Source organism: Arcobacter sp. CECT 8985 (genome assembly GCF_004116495.1).
Lineage (GTDB): Bacteria > Campylobacterota > Campylobacteria > Campylobacterales > Arcobacteraceae > Malaciobacter.
Map to the genome: position 1 here is coordinate 1 of NZ_PDKC01000028.1, position 15,745 is coordinate 15,745.

Here is a 15,745-nt window from a genome sequence, read left to right on the forward strand (position 1 = left end):
CTTCTAGTTCTTTACTTAATTCTAATTTTGCGTTTAATCCCACTTTGATAAATATATTTACTGATCCTGTATCTTGGCATAATGGTCTGTGCCCCATCGCACACATCTTTGAGTTTATTAGAATCTGTGCTATCGCATTTTTTGCTGCTTGTGATTCTTCTTTTTCATATGCTTCTACCATTGCTTTTACAAAATCTTCTGGATGATAATATGATATATATTGACAGGCCCCTGCTATACTATCTATTATATCTTGCTCTTTTATTATTTTCATTTTCTCACCTTAAAATACTAAATGATTAACTCTACATCTATAGAGCGACTGGATTTTAATCCGCCCATTTTGACTCACATTTAAGTTATATGCAAAACCGCAATTATAGTTAATTATTAAATCAAATAAATTAAAAATAAATATTCACTTGAGTTATATAATTGTTACCATAATTATAAAATTAAAATTTTATCGATAAAAAAATAATTATAACAGTAAGAAAAGGATAAAAAAAGGACTTTAATATCTTTTCTTATGTTTTTTTTAAGATTTTTAGAGTTTTTTATTTAAAATTTTGTTGTAAAATTCGTAAAAACTCTGCAGGATTTTTATAGCCAATTATTTTAGCTACTTTTATTTCATTGTTGTTTTTATCCCAGAAAATGATTCCTGGAGGTCCAAAGATTCCAAATTTTTTCTGTAATTCTTTATCATCTTTTGTATTGTTTGTTACATCTGCTTTTAATAAAGTAAAGTTTTTTAATTTTGAAATAACCTCTTTATTTTTAAAAGTTACTTCTTCTAGTTCTTTACAAGCAACACACCAATCTGCATAAAAATCTAAAATAACCGGTTTTGAAGAATTTTTAATTGCTTGATTTAACTCTTCAATATTTTTAACTTTTTTCCATGATAATTCACTTGCAGTATAAGATATTGCTTTTGTTGATGTAAATTTTTCTAAAGGATTTAATACATTTTTTGCAGAACTAATTGCTCCAATAAAAGTAACTACTCCATAAACTAGAATCAACATAGATATTGTTTTTACTAAAATATGTTTGAACTGCTTTAAATACACACCAGTTGCAATAAATAATATTGCCCACAAATAAATCACATAATCTGAAATAACTCTATCTAACATCCAAATTGCAATTGCAAGCATTATTATTCCAAAAAGTTTTGAAATAGTATCCATCCATATTCCAGGTTTTGGCATAAATTTACCAGCACCTAATCCAATAAGAAGTAAAGGCATTCCCATACCTAAACTTAATACAAATAAAGCAAGCCCACCTAATACAGCATCACCTGTTTGTCCAATATAAACTAAAGCTCCTGCAAGTGGTGGAGCAACGCAAGGACCTACAATTAAAGCAGATAAAAATCCCATTATTGCAATACCAATAATTCCTTGTTTCTCTTTTCCTTCAGTTGTTTTATTAATTTTATTTTGCAGAGTTTGTGGCAATTCTAATTTAAAATAACCAAACATTGATATAGCTAATAATACAAAAATTAAAGCAAATACAGTAAGAACATATGGATTTTGTAACATTACTTGTAAATTTGATCCAAATAATCCTGCAATAACTCCTGCAATTGTATATGCTAATGCCATTGATAAAACATATACTAATGATAGAAAAAATCCTCCAAGGGCAGTAAGTTTTTGGGTATTCCCAGCTTTTACAATAATAGAAGATAAAATTGGAATCATTGGAAAAACACAAGGAGTTAAAGATAATAACAGTCCAAATGTAAAAAATGTAGCCAAAATAAATAGAAAATTTCCATCTTTTAAAGTACTTGTGATTAAATCTGTTTCACTTTTTTGTTCATTGTTTTTTGTTGAGACAGTTTGTTTTATAGAAGCTTGTTTTTCTACACTGCCTTTTTTTTCTATATTAGAAATATCTACATTATATTTTTTAACCATTGGTGCATAGCAAAGTCCTGCTTTTGAACATCCTTGAAAATGCAACTCTATTTCGTATGTTTTTGAATCAACTTTTGAAGATAATAAACTTTTTGGTACATTTATAAGCATATCATTTAAATGTACAATATACTCTTCATATTTTACTGGCTTAGGAATATTCAAATCTTTAGTAATTTCGATTTTTTCAGGTTTTGAAATAAAAACTTTTAATTTATTATCATATAAATAAATCCCTTTCCCAAGATTTATTAATATTTGTACATCTTTTTTATTTTGTTCAAACTTTACTTTAAAAGCTTGATCAGGTTCTAAAAAATCATAATTAGCCGCAAATACAGAATAAGTTGCTAATAATAAAACTAAAGCTATTTTTTTTAATATCATCATAAATTACTACTTTAGATATTTTTTTACATTTGCTTTTAATTCAGGAATTGTTTTAATTCCAACTTCTTGCTTAATTAACTTTCCATTTTTAAAATAAAGTAAAGTAGGAATTGTTCTTATTCCAAATTTTTCAGATAATTCTGGCTCTTGATCAACATCTACTTTATAAATAGTCACATCAGGACTTTTTACTTTATCATATGCAATCATATTCTTTGTCATTATCTTACATGGTGGACACCAAGTAGCATAAAAATCCACAATTACATTTTTATTTTCTAACTTTTCATCTATGTTCATTACATTTAAATGCTCAAATGCAAAAACAGAAACTACACTAAACATCATTAACATAAATATTTTTTTCATAGCAAAACCTTATTCTTTTTTTATTTACTATTATAATAAATTAATGTAAAGAGTTTGTTAATAGAATATTTTATTATTTAAATTAAATTTTATTTTATAAGTTTTATTAATAATTAATTGTTAAAATTCTAACCAAATAAGGGGATATTATGCAAGAAGTAATTGACTTAATTCCAAGAAAAGTTGATTTTATGAATAAAGATAATATTGTATTAATTGATGTTAGAACACAAATGGAATTTGAACAAACAGGAATTATTGAAAATTCACATAAGTTAACTTTTTTTGATGAATTTGGTAATTATAATCTAGAAGAGTGGTTAAATGAATTTAAAAAACTTGTAACATCAAAAGATCAAACATTTATTTTAATCTGTGCCCATGCAAATAGAACTAGAAGGATTGGTAATTATTTAGTTCAACAAGAAGGTTATAAAAACTGTGCTCATTTACATGGTGGTATTGCTCAATGGCTACAAGAAGGAAGAAAAACTATTTTTAATTAGTTTTTCTTATATGAGCTAAATCCATTTTCTAAATATAATACTTTAGAAAATCCACTATTTTTTAATTTTAATGCTAAATCTTTAGCTTTTGTTCCATTGCTATCAACTAGTAAAAAGCTTCTTTTTGCACTTTTTAAAATCTTTAAAAGTTTAAATTTCCAAATTTTTAAAGACTTTTCATCATCTTTAATAAATGGTAATTTATAAGATTCTGGAATTATACCTGTTTTTTCTTGTGTCTGTTTTGAACGAATATCCACAACAATTCCGTTAAGAGATAGATATTTACTAATTTTTGAAGCTTTAAGTGATTTTACATCAGCAGCATTTAAAAAAACACTTGCAGATAAAAGAAGAAAAAGAATCCATTTCATCGTTTTTCCTTTAAGAATAAAAAGAGAATTGAATTCTCTTTTTTATAAATTATTTTGTTTTTTTATACTCTTTATTTACTTTTTGAAGAACTTCAATTACTTCATCTAAGTTTTCATAAGGAACATGTGATTTCCATTCAATATCTTTACCATTTAATGCAATTCCAATACTTACAACATCAGCTGTTTCTTTACCATAAGGCTCAGTAAGATTAGAGATTATAATTTTACCTTTTTTTGTTCCTGCTAAATCAAGAGTCGCAATTTCTGTAGTAACTGACATTTTTATTCCTTTTTTTTATTTGTATTCAATTTTGACAAAATTTAACTTTTAGTTAAATAAAATTTTTATAGTTGTTTATTATTTAACAGTAGCTATTTTTTGTCCAAATTTAACTTTCTGATTTAGAAGATTTTCTAATTCTATACTATTTTCTTCCCAAATCATAACAATTGTAGAACCCATTTTAAAATAACCCAAAGTATCACCTTTTCTTACATCAACACCATCATAATCAATATACATAATATCATTTGTATTTGTATTCGTTTGAACAGATGGTTCAAAATCAAAAACCATTTGTCCAACATTTAATGCTCCTACAAATACCATATAAAAAAGTTTGTCTTCATTTGATCTACACTCTAAAATAACTCTTTCATTTTGAACAAATAACTCTATCTCTTTTTTTAAATATTTAAAATTTACAGGATAAAGTTTACCTGGTACATGAATAAGTTTTTTTATTACAAAATCAACTGGAGCGTGATACCTATGATAATCACTTGGTGCTAAATAAAAATTAATGTAAGAACCATTTTTAACTTTATCATAATTATCTGTACAATAATAAGTTAGTAACTCTTCTGCACTATATTCCATACCTTTTATTTGAAGAAGAGTACCTTCTTTTAGGTTTCCACCCTGAGTAATAAAACTATCACAAGGAGATATTACGCTATCAACTGCTTCATCTATTTGTCTAGGGATTGCTAATTCTCTTGTAAATAAATCGGTTAATGATTTATAATATTTTGCATTTCTAAATTCACTTAGGTCAATTTTAAAAATCTTTACATAAGTTTCATTTATCATTTTTTGAAAAAACGAAGGAAACTCTTTTTTTGCAAATTTTCCAAAATATTGAGAAATTAAATTCGTTATATGCATCTTTATCCTTACTAATTCATTTATATATATTTTATCTAAATATCACTTGAATTTTAAAATTATCATATAAATTCTATTTATAAGTACTTTAAATAAATAGTTAAGATATTATTTAATTTAATAATAAAAAATAAGGAAATGATATATGCATAAAATCGTTGTTTCAAATCAATGTGGATGCTTTAAAAAAAGCGATTTAAAAAATAATATAAATTTTGAATCAAAAGATGAGGCTTTACAAAAAGCTTTAGATATGAAAAATACAATGAATACTGAATTCTGTGGCAAACATGAATTTCAAGTTGTTGAATTTGGAGATAATTTCATAATCTCTTTTGATACTGAACCTAAAAGTTCATGCTGTGGAAACGGATGTTGTAGTTAAACAACATCCGTTTTACTCAACTACTTGATCTTTAGGAATTAAAATATACAAAGTTCCTTTTTCTTTCATTTTCCCAGCATACTTAAAAGCTTTATCACCATAACCCCAAAAAAAATCTGCTCTTATTTCACCTTTTATAGCTCCACCTGTATCTGCTGCAACCATAAGTTTATTTATTTTCTTTTTTGTAATAGGGTTTGATGTTGACAAAAATACAGGCATTCCAAGGGGGATATAGCTTCTATCAACTGCTAAATTTCTTTTTGCTGTTAATTCTACTCCTAAAGCTCCCGTTGCACCTTGTTTTGCTTCTCTAAAAAATACATAACTTTCATTATGATTTAAAATCTTATCCATCATTTCAGGATTTTTATCAAAGTATGCTTTCATTCCTTGGATTGATGCATTTTTAGAAGTAATATATCCTTTTTTTAACATATATTTACCAATGGAATTATATTTTCTTCCATTTTGATTTGCATAACCAACATTTATTATATCTCCATTTTTCAGTTTGACTTTTCCTGAACCTTGGATATGAAGTAAGAATAGTTCAAATTCATCATCAACATAACAAATTGGCTCTAAATTTTCATTAGTTTCTTTTTGTAATTTTGCTCTACTATCATAAGGAATTAATCTATTACCTTTAATTTTACCTCTTAATCTATACTTTTTCAATGAAGGATAAACAGAAGATAAATCAACTGTAATCATATCTTTTGGTGTTTTATATATTGGATATTTGTAAGTATCATCTTTAGTTAAACTACCATGAAGAAGTGGCTCATAATATCCAGTAATTACACCTTCATCATTTCCATTTTTATCAATTAGTTTATAAGGTTGAAAATTAGAAATAAAAAAATCTCTTGCATTTTTTGCACTAGCTGCTTCTTCACATACATCTTTAAATAATGAAAATCTTTTTGATTTTTTACAAGCTTTTTTAAAAGTTTTTAATGCATAATCAAAATCATCATTATAAAACTTATCAATGTCATAGAAGTTTACTTTTTCTAAAGATGCTTTTGAGATGTTATCATATTTTTCATACTCTTTAAATGCACATCCGGTAAAAAGAAAAATAGGAAGGAAAATAGCAATTATATATTTCAAATTTACTCCTTTAAGTTTGCGTTATTTTAACATCTTAAAGTAAAAGTTTGATTACATATTACAACTATTTGAAGGAACTTGGTGAACCTCTTTTAAATTACAATTTTTACATTTATATTCAATGTCGACAACACCTGAACAACCATGATTTTTAAGTACTCTTTTTGTGATAACTTCATTTTTAAACATAGTTCTTGTATTTTCATCATAAAAAGTTCTAGTCTTTTCTTTACAATCTGGACACTCACCACTATTAAGTTTACTAATTCTTTGATTTTTTAATTTAAAATATAAAAGGATAGAGAATACTACAAACAAAAAGCTTAGTAGTAAAAAAATAAGTGTTTGCATGAAGTAGAGTCTTACTCTACTTCTGCATCGATAACATCATCGTCATCTTTTTTAGATTTTTTATTTTGTTGTGCACCTGCTTGTCCACCTTGAGCTTGTTGCTCTTTAGCATACATAGCTTCTGCTAATTTATGAGATTTTTCAGTTAATGCTTTAACTTTTTCTTCAATTTGTTCTTTAGTTGCATTTTCATCTTTTAATAGCTCTTCTAAATCTGCTGCTGCATCAATAATTGCTTTTTTCTCTTCTTCTGAAACTGCATTTTCATTCTCTTCTAAAGTTTTTCTAGTTGAGTGTAATAATGTATCAGCTTGGTTTCTAATTTCAATTACTTCTTTTCTTTTTGCATCTGCATCTTTATTTGCTTCTGCTTCATTTACCATTTTTTCGATTTCATCATCACTTAATCCAGACGAACCAGAGATAGTAATTTTATTTTCTTTTCCAGTACCTTTATCTTTTGCACTTACATTTAATACACCATTTGCATCAATATCAAATGTTACTTCAATTTGAGGAACACCTCTTGGAGCTGCTGGGATATCTGAAAGTTCAAACATACCTAAAGATTTATTATCTTTAGCAAACTCTCTTTCACCTTGTACTACATGAATTGATACTGCTGGTTGGTTATCTTCAGCTGTACTAAATACTTGAGATTTTTTAACTGGAATAGTTGTACCTTTTTCAATTAATTTAGTAGCAACTCCACCTAAAGTTTCAATTCCTAAAGATAATGGTGTTACATCAAGTAATAATACATCTTTAACATCACCTTTTAATACACCAGCTTGAACTGCTGCACCTGCCGCAACAACTTCATCAGGGTTTACACCTTTATTTAAATCTTTTCCAAAGTACTCTTTAACTACTTGATTAGCTTTTGGTAATCTTGTAGATCCACCAACCATAATAATTTCGTTGATTTCATTTTTTTCTAATCCAGCATCTTTTAATGCAGTTTTAATGTGACCTAAAGTCTCTTCAATTAAGTGCTCAGTCATAGACTCAAATTTTGCTCTAGTTAATGATTTAACTAAGTGAATTGGTCCTGCATTACCCATAGAAATAAATGGTAAATTAATTTCAGTTGATTCTGCTGAAGATAACTCTTTTTTAGCATTTTCAGCTGCATCTTTTAATCTTTGTAATGCCATTTTATCAGTTTTAATATCAAATCCATTTTCATCTTTGAACTCTTTTGCCAACCAATCAATAATTGCATTATCAAAGTCATCACCACCTAAGAATGCATTACCATCTGTTGAAAGTACTTCAAATGTTCCATCACCAATTTCAAGAACAGTAACGTCAAATGTACCACCACCTAAGTCATATACTAATACTTTTTCTTCATCTTTTTTATCTAAACCATATGCTAATGATGCTGCTGTTGGTTCATTAATAATTCTTAGTACATTTAAGCCTGCAATTGTACCTGCTTCTTGAGTAGCTTTTCTTTGTGCATCATTGAAGTATGCAGGAACAGTAATAACTGCATCTGTTACAGTATCACCTAAATACTCTTCTGCATCTGCTTTTAATTTTCCTAAGATTTTTGCTGAAATTTCTTGTGGAGTATAAACTTTACCAGCAATATCAACTGCTGCTGCTCCATTTCTATCAACAATTTTATAACCAACTTTAGATTGTGCTTCTTTTGCATTCTCTTCGTTCATCATAAGACCCATAATTCTTTTTACAGAATAGATTGTTTTTTCTGGGTTTGTAATTGCTTGTCTTTTTGCTGGATCACCAACTAGTACTTCACCTTTATCTGTAAAAGCAACAATTGAAGGAGTAGTATTTTTACCTTCTTTATTAGAGATAACTTTTGCTTCTCCGCCTTCGTAAACTGCCATACAAGAGTTAGTTGTACCTAAATCGATTCCTATAACTTTACTCATCTTTTTTCCTTATCAAGTTTTAATTTTATTTTAAATAATTTTTGTCATCTATCTAGTTTAAAGACATCCCGGTCAAACAATTAGTTCTATTTTTTACAAATAGAAACCATTGCAGGTCTAAGTAATCTATCTTTTATCTTATAACCTTTTTGTAATTGTTGAACTATTTGTCCATCTTCATGATCTTCACTATCAACTTGCATTACTGCATCATGAAAATTTGGATCAAAATCACCATCTGTATCAATTGTAGTAATTTCATGTTTTTCAAAAACTGTATAGAAGTTTTTGATTGTTAATTCAACACCTTCTTTTAATTTTTTAAGAAGTTCTTGTGCATCTAAGTCTTTAGCACTTTCTTCTGCTGCTAAAGCCATCTCTAAAGTATCAATTGGTGCTAATAAATCTTTTGCAAACTTTTCAGATGCATAATCAATAGCTTGATACTTCTCTTTTTCTAATCTTTTTTTAATATTCTCAAAATCTGCATGAACTCTTAAATATTTTTCTTGTTCTTCTTTTAATTTTGCTTCATATTCAGCTTTTACACTTTCAACAGTCTCTTCTTCACAAACCTCTTGCTCAGTACTGTCTTCACAAGTTTTATCTTCACAAGGTTGAACAACTTCTTCTTGGTTTAATTCTTCTTTTTTTTCTTCACTCAATTTTAACTCCTAAGACATACTAATTTGGTTATAAAAATATTCGTAATCTTTCGATAACTCGCCAACTACTAACATTTTTGAATTATACCCGTGAATATTGCAAACATTGCATATTCCCATATATCCAGTAGGTAATAACTCTTCATAATAAAGACCTTCTTCACACTTATCAATAACCTCTCCATTTAAAAATGAATTGATAAAACTTTCATCAAAGTCATATGTAAGTGCCAATCTTAAAAACTCTTTCGTATTATATATTGAAAGGTCTCTTTCTTTTACAAATTGGCTTAACTGTGCATAAAGTTCATATGCTCCAACATCTTTAGATATTTTTATAATATGATTGATTTCTAAACCTACCATATCAATTAAAAATCTATATAATGCAGAAGAGTACTTAATTGTAATTGGAAAATTATCAAATTCTAAGATCATATATCTATCTTGGATATTTAATACATTAACCAACTTATCATTTTTAAGCTCTTTAATAAACACAGTTAAACCAACTCTTTGTGCTAAATATTCTACTGTTTTTAAATCAACAAAAGAAAGTTTATAATTTAATTTACTACTCCAATACTGTTTTAATGCTTCAGTAGTTGGTGTTCTTCCACTACTTGCATGTTCTTGAGCTAAAAAACCTTCATCTCCTAACTTTTTAAAGTAACCTCTAATTGTTGCTGGAGAATATGCAATATCATACATAGTTTTTAATTGACTTGAACCAATTGGCTCACAATGCTCAATATATGCTTTAATAATAGACTGTAATAAAAACTCTTTTTTATCAATCATAAAAAACCAATCTTTTAATTTTTTAGCACTCATTCTCTTGAACTGCTAAAAGATTATAACTTATTGAGTCTATATTTGTCAAGTATTTTTTATAAAATTAATAAATTTTTTATTAAAACCCTATTTAAATTAGCTAATTATCTAGAAAAAGTGGCTAAAATTCTCATCTGAATTTTTTAAAAGGATAAATATGTATCAAAAGATAAATGAGCAGTTTGCAAGTGACAACTACTCACAAATTTGTCCTGAAGTACTAGAAAAGATAATTGAATTAAATAATGACAATGCGTTAGCGTATGGTAATGATTATTACACAAAATATGCAGCAGATAAATTAAGAGAATTATTTGAAACAGATTGTGAAATTTTCTTTGTATTCACAGGGACAGCAGCAAACTCGTTAAGTTTAGCCGCACTATGTAGTTCATATCATAGTATTATATGTACAGATGTAGCACATATTGAAACAGATGAATGTGGAGCACCTGAGTTTTTTTCTAATGGATCAAAACTTCTTTTGGCAGAAGCAAAAAATGGAAAATTAACTCCAGATGATATTGTTCACTTAGCTACAAAAAGAGATGATATTCACTACCCAAAACCAAAAGTTGTATCTATTACTCAATCAACAGAAGTAGGAACTGTTTACTCAATTGAAGAACTAAAGCAGATTCAAAAAACAGCAAAAGAGTATAACCTATACATTCAAATGGATGGAGCAAGATTTGCAAATGCAGTTGCTTCACTTGGATGCAAACCAGCAGATATAACATGGAAAGTTGGTGTAGATGTATTATGTTTTTCTGGAACAAAGAATGGTATGGCAATGGGTGAAGTTATTGTATTTTTTAATAAAAAATTAGCTGAAGATTTTGACTATAGATGTAAACAAGCAGGACAACTTGCTTCAAAGATGAAATTTATATCTGCACAATGGCTAGGATTATTGGAAAATGAGTTATGGAAAAAGAATGCAACCCATGCTAATAAAATGGCGAAATATTTTGAAGAGCAAATAAAAGATATCAAAGGTATTAAAATAAAATTCCCTGTTGAGTCAAACAGTGTATTTATACAAGCCCCTCAAGAAGTATTAAATAACTTAGAAAAAAGAGATTGGATTTTTTATGGTTTCATTGGAGTTGGTGGAGGAAGATTTGTATTTTCATGGAATACATCTAAATCACGAGTAGATGAATTAATTAAAGATTTAAAAGAGTTATCAAATAGTTAATATAGGTTTTCTATATTAGCTATTATTAAAAAACTTTTTATAAAATTAGCCAATTAATAATAAGGACTAAAAATGAAATATCTAGTATCAACTTCTAAAAGCATAAATGAGGCATATGAAGCATTACAACAAGCAATTAGTAATAATGGATTTGGTCTTCAATATACTCACAATATAGAAGAAAAACTTTCAAATAAAGGTGTAACTTTAGGAAGAAAATGTTTAGTATTAGATATTTGCCAACCTCATATTGCAAAAGAGATTTTGGATATTGATCCAAGTGTTAGTGCACTTTTACCATGTAGCATATCTGTTTATGAAGATGAAAGTAAAACTAATATTTGCCTTGTTAAACCATCTTTTATTTTTCCACAATTAAATGAAAAATTAAAAGAGGTTATGCAAAGAGTTGAAAAAAGCATCTTTAAAATTATAGATGAAGCAGCAAAAGAAGACTAAACATTTAAAGTAAACTCATCATACAAATACTTAGGAAGTGCTTTTTCTAACTTCAAAGTTAAATTGATGGGTTTTTCTCCTTCATAATTTATTGTATTTGCTAAACCTAAATATATAAAATTTTGTGTTTTTTTATCTACAGTGATGAATTTTCTTACAAAAATATGTAATCGCACATCATATTTTTTATTTTGTATTAACTTTTCACCATCTCCTTTATTTATTGTTGCATTTGGTTTTGTTTGCCAAGAAAAAGTATCATTTGAGAAAAAAGTATTACTATATCTTTTACTTTTAGGTGCATTTTGTTTATCCAAATTTATAAATAAAAAATAATCATTTTTATATTTTAATTGTCCACTTCCTCTAAATGAGCTATGGATTTTATCAAGATTACAAAGAAGAGCAATATTCTTCATATTATACTTTTCATAAAGTTTCAAAAATGGCAAACCATAGTTTTTCCTTCCAAACTCTTTTTCATATAAAAGTATTGCATACTCTATACTATCTTTTATAATCTCTTTTTCTTCACTATTTAATAAACTAGTTTTAAATATCTTAGTTATAATTAAAACCTCATCATTTAAATTTGTAAGCTTTGTATATCTTTTAAGTTGTGCACTATCAAAGAACTCCTGATTTAAATATCTAAAACTATGATTTACACTATTTATATCAACTTTATCTTGGTACTTTAAAATCTCTTTTCTTGCTGTTATTAAATCAATTGATTCATTATTTAAAAGATATTTTAATATTGCAAACTCATTTACTCTTTTTAATTTTATATGAGAATCAATAAATCTAATAATTTTTAAAAATTCTTCAGAAAATTTACTTTTTTGTTTATTTACTTTATATACAAACTCAATATATGATTTACTCTCATCAATAAAATCTTTTGGATTTATTGTTGTTTCATTTGTAATAAAATCAATAAGTTTAGGAGTTTTATTTATACTATTTTTAAAATCAATAAATTGCTGTTTTAAATGTCTGAAACTATTAAAATTTTGTTCATCTAATTGTTTTAAAATACTTTGTTTTGATATTTCATCCATATAAATAAATGTATCATTTGAAATTGAAGCAAAGCTATTATTTAAAGCTAGTTTTACACTATCTTTATCAATAATCTTATTTCCTAAAAGTGCAAATGCAATTAAGTAAGCTCTGTTATGATTTCCTATAAAATCTAATACAGTTAAAAACTGTTTATCTTTGCTTTTTCTAAGCCCTCTTCCTAATTGTTGAATAAAAATTGTTGAAGATGTTGTAGGTCTTAACATTAAAATAGTATTTACTTTAGGAATATCAACTCCTTCATTAAATATATCAACACTAAATATAACTTCTAAACTATTTTGTTCATCTTCAAGTTTTTTTATTGATATTTGTCTATTTTCAATTGAATCTTCACCTAAAAGAGTGGTTGAGACAATGCCTTTTTTATTAAACTCTTCACTCATATAAAGTGCATGCTCTTTATTTACACAAAAAGCTAAAACTCTTCTTTTATTATTATCATGGCCATAAAAATTTAATTTTTCAATTATAAAATCAACTCTTTTATTTACACTCAATATTTTTGCAACTTTTGAAATATCTTCTAAATTTATATCACTATAATCAGTTACGATATCACTTATTCCAAAATAGTGAAAAGATGATACCAATTTTTGTTCCAAAGCACTATTTAGTCTTAAATCAATTGCAATATTATCATCAAACATTTCATATATATTTTGATTATCTGTTCTATTAGGAGTTGCTGTTAAACCTAAAGAAAATTTTGGAGTAAAAAAGCAAAATACTTTTTGAAAACTTTCACTTGCAATATGATGTGCTTCATCATATACTATATAATCAAACTCATCTTCTTTAAAAAGATTTAGATTTTTACTAATTGTTTGAATAGTTGCAAAAATATAATCCCTATCCAATTGTTTTTTATTTCCTGTAAAAAATCCAAAAGTTTTAAAATCAATAACTTTTTCAAAACTAAATTTTGATGAAATTAAAATATTTTCTCTATGGGCTAAAAATAATACTTTCTTAGCTTTAAATTCTTTTATATCAAAAGCACTTAAATAAGTTTTCCCAGTTCCAGTTGCACAAATTGCTAAAGCTTTTTTTTGGTTATTTTTTCTAAGATTTTTTAAGTTTTTAAGTGCATAAATTTGCATACTATTTGGTTCAATTATATCTTTATAAATAAAATTTCTATTTATTTTTATATTACTATTTATTAAAAATTGTTCATATGAATTTAAAAATTTCCCATCTACATCATAAGCTTTATCAAATAATAAATCAAATTCACTCAAAACCTCTTTTGTAAAACTTTCATCTTTTTTACTAACTACTTTTAAATTCCATTCAATATTTGATTTAAATGCACTTGCAGTTATATTTGAAGAACCTATTACTATTTTATAATAATCTTCATATTCAAAAATATAGGCTTTACTATGAAATCCCACATCACTACTATCAAAAACTTTAAGTTCTATATTATTAAATTCTTGAAGTTTTTTTAATGCTTTTACTTCTGTAAAATTTAGATAAGTTGAAGTTAAAACTTTACCTTTAACTGAGTTGTCTTGAGTTTTTTTCAAACAATCAAGCAATAATTGTAAGCCACTATAATTTACAAATGCTACATTTATATAAAAACTTTTACATGAATTAAAAAGAGTTGTTAATAAATTATAAAAATTATCTGTTCTATTATTTGTTATAAGTTTTTTCATCTAATTATTAAAATCTTTCCTATATTTAAAAAATATTGAATATACAACTATTAAAATAAAAATAAACATCACTAATACTATATTCCATCCAAATCTATGATATACCATTGCAGGAATTATAGAACCAACTGCTCCACCAATATAATAAAAAGTTAAATACATTCCTGAAGTTAATGATTTTTGAGATTTTTTTAAAGAATTTGCTATTCCACTACTTACACTATGAACCATAAACATTCCTACACAAAAAAGAAAAACCATAAAAAATACAAAAACCATATTATCACTGAAAAAACTTAAGTTTACAATAGTAAAAATTGCTCCCCCAATCAAAATCATATTTTGCTCACTTTTTAAAATTTTTACTATTTTTTTTGATAATAAAGAAACAACAATTCCCATCCCATATCCAAGATATAAAAGACCAATTTGAGTTTCAGTTGCATCTGGAATTATCTCTTTCATTCTAAAAGGCAAAATATTTAATAGCCCAGCAAATGCAAAAAATGTTGTAAACATTAATAAATAAATCAAGATGAATCTTCTATCACTTAAAATTTCAACAACATCTTTTATTTTTGCTTTTGTAAGTTCCGTATCACCTTCAAACTTCAATTTATTAATAAAAAATATTGCAATAAACAATGCAATACTTAATGACAAGAATACGCTTCTCCAACCAAAATGCGTAGCAATTAAACCAGAAATTACCCTTCCAACCATTCCTCCAAATACTGTTGCTGCTACATAAATAGCCATATTGTATTTGACATTTTTTTTATCACTATTTGCTAATATACTCATACAAGAAGTAATAATTGCAGGGATTATTAAAGACTCAATTATTCTAATAAATAAAAACATCTCATAGCTTGTAGAATAAGACAAAAAGATATTTGTTACAAGAAGTATCAATGATGAATAAATTAACATTTTTTTAGGACAAATTGTTTCTAAAATATATCCATATATTATAGGTGCAATTGCCAAAGAAAACATTATTACAGCAGTAAACTGTGAAGCTTGAATCATATTGATTTTAAACTCTTTTGCCAATAATGGCTGTAGAGGTTGAGTTGCATACATTATTGAAAAAACCACCAAAATAATGTATATTATAATTATTAATTGTCTATTTTTCATTTAGCCATTATAACATATTTTGTACACTTATTTAAGTTTACATAAATAATACATATGCTAAATTTACAAGATTAATGTGACTTTTGAGTAATTAATATACAACTTTTATATTATTATTCTTTGGATTTATATTATAATCATATTATGATATAATCGTTATGTTGTAATAATGTCATTA

At 26.2% G+C, this 15,745-nt stretch carries 17 protein-coding genes; 4 read left to right on the forward strand and 13 right to left on the reverse strand.

The genetic code is table 11. The features are described from left to right. From CRU93_RS11080 to CRU93_RS11090, 3 genes are all read right to left on the reverse strand, one after another. On the reverse strand, positions 1 to 274 hold a 274-nt coding region (locus CRU93_RS11080), incomplete at its 3' end, for a fumarate hydratase (protein WP_258238816.1). A 283-nt stretch (positions 275 to 557) separates the two neighbouring features. Further along, positions 558 to 2,327 carry a protein-disulfide reductase DsbD gene (gene dsbD, locus CRU93_RS11085; protein ID WP_258238903.1) on the reverse strand — a complete coding sequence of 590 codons (1,770 nt, stop codon included), beginning with the start codon at positions 2,325 to 2,327 and terminating at the stop codon, positions 558 to 560. 6 nt (positions 2,328 to 2,333) lie between these two features. After that, positions 2,334 to 2,696, reverse strand: a complete 363-nt coding sequence (locus tag CRU93_RS11090; protein ID WP_129104269.1) for a co-chaperone YbbN — start codon at positions 2,694 to 2,696, stop codon at positions 2,334 to 2,336. Positions 2,697 to 2,845: 149 nt separating this feature from the next. On the opposite strand from CRU93_RS11090, the gene CRU93_RS11095 reads away from it, so the two are divergent. Beyond that, positions 2,846 to 3,202, forward strand: a complete 357-nt coding sequence (locus tag CRU93_RS11095) for a rhodanese-like domain-containing protein (RefSeq protein ID WP_129104270.1) — start codon at positions 2,846 to 2,848, stop codon at positions 3,200 to 3,202. Here CRU93_RS11095 and CRU93_RS11100 read toward each other — a convergent pair. The 3 genes from CRU93_RS11100 to CRU93_RS11110 form a co-directional block, all read right to left on the reverse strand. Beyond that, positions 3,199 to 3,576, reverse strand: a complete 378-nt coding sequence (locus CRU93_RS11100) for a rhodanese-like domain-containing protein (RefSeq protein ID WP_129104271.1) — start codon at positions 3,574 to 3,576, stop codon at positions 3,199 to 3,201. The genes CRU93_RS11095 and CRU93_RS11100 overlap by 4 nt on opposite strands. A 49-nt stretch (positions 3,577 to 3,625) precedes the next feature. Next, a complete protein-coding gene (locus CRU93_RS11105) occupies positions 3,626 to 3,859 on the reverse strand; it encodes a hypothetical protein (protein WP_129104272.1) in 234 nt (77 codons plus the stop codon). A 78-nt stretch (positions 3,860 to 3,937) separates the two neighbouring features. After that, positions 3,938 to 4,747, reverse strand: a complete 810-nt coding sequence (locus CRU93_RS11110) for a phosphatidylserine decarboxylase (protein WP_129104273.1) — start codon at positions 4,745 to 4,747, stop codon at positions 3,938 to 3,940. Between the two features lie 145 nt (positions 4,748 to 4,892). Between CRU93_RS11110 and CRU93_RS11115 the strand changes: the two genes are divergently transcribed. Next, entirely contained in the window at positions 4,893 to 5,132 is a 240-nt protein-coding gene (locus CRU93_RS11115; RefSeq protein WP_129104274.1) for a hypothetical protein, read from the forward strand. A 12-nt stretch (positions 5,133 to 5,144) separates the two neighbouring features. On the opposite strand, the gene CRU93_RS11120 is transcribed toward CRU93_RS11115, so the two are convergent. The 5 genes from CRU93_RS11120 to CRU93_RS11140 all read right to left on the reverse strand — a co-directional run bounded on the left by CRU93_RS11120 (position 5,145) and on the right by CRU93_RS11140 (position 10,008). Continuing rightward, positions 5,145 to 6,251 carry a murein transglycosylase A gene (locus tag CRU93_RS11120; RefSeq protein WP_129104275.1) on the reverse strand — a complete coding sequence of 369 codons (1,107 nt, stop codon included), beginning with the start codon at positions 6,249 to 6,251 and terminating at the stop codon, positions 5,145 to 5,147. A gap of 51 nt (positions 6,252 to 6,302) precedes the next feature. Next, a complete protein-coding gene (locus CRU93_RS11125; RefSeq protein ID WP_129104276.1) occupies positions 6,303 to 6,602 on the reverse strand; it encodes a hypothetical protein in 300 nt (99 codons plus the stop codon). Positions 6,603 to 6,613: 11 nt separating this feature from the next. Continuing rightward, positions 6,614 to 8,509 carry a molecular chaperone DnaK gene (dnaK, locus tag CRU93_RS11130; RefSeq protein WP_129104277.1) on the reverse strand — a complete coding sequence of 632 codons (1,896 nt, stop codon included), beginning with the start codon at positions 8,507 to 8,509 and terminating at the stop codon, positions 6,614 to 6,616. A gap of 86 nt (positions 8,510 to 8,595) precedes the next feature. Continuing rightward, positions 8,596 to 9,174, reverse strand: coding sequence for a nucleotide exchange factor GrpE (gene grpE / locus CRU93_RS11135; RefSeq protein ID WP_129104278.1), 579 nt, complete (start codon positions 9,172 to 9,174; stop codon positions 8,596 to 8,598). 9 nt (positions 9,175 to 9,183) lie between these two features. Then, positions 9,184 to 10,008, reverse strand: coding sequence for a heat-shock protein (locus tag CRU93_RS11140; protein ID WP_258238904.1), 825 nt, complete (start codon positions 10,006 to 10,008; stop codon positions 9,184 to 9,186). A 157-nt stretch (positions 10,009 to 10,165) separates the two neighbouring features. Between CRU93_RS11140 and CRU93_RS11145 the strand changes: the two genes are divergently transcribed. Further along, the gene (locus CRU93_RS11145; RefSeq protein WP_129104279.1) at positions 10,166 to 11,209 is read left to right on the forward strand and encodes a low specificity L-threonine aldolase; all 1,044 of its coding nucleotides are present in this window, start codon (positions 10,166 to 10,168) and stop codon (positions 11,207 to 11,209) included. Between the two features lie 72 nt (positions 11,210 to 11,281). Beyond that, a complete protein-coding gene (locus CRU93_RS11150; protein ID WP_129104280.1) occupies positions 11,282 to 11,668 on the forward strand; it encodes a DUF302 domain-containing protein in 387 nt (128 codons plus the stop codon). Here the strand turns inward: CRU93_RS11150 and CRU93_RS11155 are convergent. Further along, complete coding sequence (locus tag CRU93_RS11155; protein WP_129104281.1) at positions 11,665 to 14,424, reverse strand: DUF3427 domain-containing protein; 2,760 nt, start codon at positions 14,422 to 14,424, stop codon at positions 11,665 to 11,667. The two genes, CRU93_RS11150 and CRU93_RS11155, sit on opposite strands and share 4 nt — an antisense overlap. Further along, on the reverse strand, positions 14,425 to 15,510 hold the full coding sequence (locus tag CRU93_RS11160) for an MFS transporter (protein WP_375153651.1): 1,086 nt from the start codon (positions 15,508 to 15,510) through the stop codon (positions 14,425 to 14,427). It abuts the gene before it with no gap. Positions 15,511 to 15,745: the final 235 nt, after the last annotated feature.

Bases quoted from the DNA above. Each gene is read 5' to 3' on its own strand.
- dsbD (WP_258238903.1), bottom strand. From the start codon at position 2,327: ATGATGATATTAAAAAAAATAGCTTTAGTTTTATTATTAGCAACTTAT.
- CRU93_RS11090 (WP_129104269.1), bottom strand. From the start codon at position 2,696: ATGAAAAAAATATTTATGTTAATGATGTTTAGTGTAGTTTCTGTTTTT.
- CRU93_RS11095 (WP_129104270.1), top strand. From the start codon at position 2,846: ATGCAAGAAGTAATTGACTTAATTCCAAGAAAAGTTGATTTTATGAAT.
- CRU93_RS11100 (WP_129104271.1), bottom strand. From the start codon at position 3,576: ATGAAATGGATTCTTTTTCTTCTTTTATCTGCAAGTGTTTTTTTAAAT.
- CRU93_RS11105 (WP_129104272.1), bottom strand. From the start codon at position 3,859: ATGTCAGTTACTACAGAAATTGCGACTCTTGATTTAGCAGGAACAAAA.
- CRU93_RS11110 (WP_129104273.1), bottom strand. From the start codon at position 4,747: ATGCATATAACGAATTTAATTTCTCAATATTTTGGAAAATTTGCAAAA.
- CRU93_RS11115 (WP_129104274.1), top strand. From the start codon at position 4,893: ATGCATAAAATCGTTGTTTCAAATCAATGTGGATGCTTTAAAAAAAGC.
- CRU93_RS11125 (WP_129104276.1), bottom strand. From the start codon at position 6,602: ATGCAAACACTTATTTTTTTACTACTAAGCTTTTTGTTTGTAGTATTC.
- dnaK (WP_129104277.1), bottom strand. From the start codon at position 8,509: ATGAGTAAAGTTATAGGAATCGATTTAGGTACAACTAACTCTTGTATG.
- CRU93_RS11140 (WP_258238904.1), bottom strand. From the start codon at position 10,008: ATGAGTGCTAAAAAATTAAAAGATTGGTTTTTTATGATTGATAAAAAA.
- CRU93_RS11145 (WP_129104279.1), top strand. From the start codon at position 10,166: ATGTATCAAAAGATAAATGAGCAGTTTGCAAGTGACAACTACTCACAA.
- CRU93_RS11150 (WP_129104280.1), top strand. From the start codon at position 11,282: ATGAAATATCTAGTATCAACTTCTAAAAGCATAAATGAGGCATATGAA.
- CRU93_RS11155 (WP_129104281.1), bottom strand. From the start codon at position 14,424: ATGAAAAAACTTATAACAAATAATAGAACAGATAATTTTTATAATTTA.
- CRU93_RS11160 (WP_375153651.1), bottom strand. From the start codon at position 15,510: ATGTATGCAACTCAACCTCTACAGCCATTATTGGCAAAAGAGTTTAAA.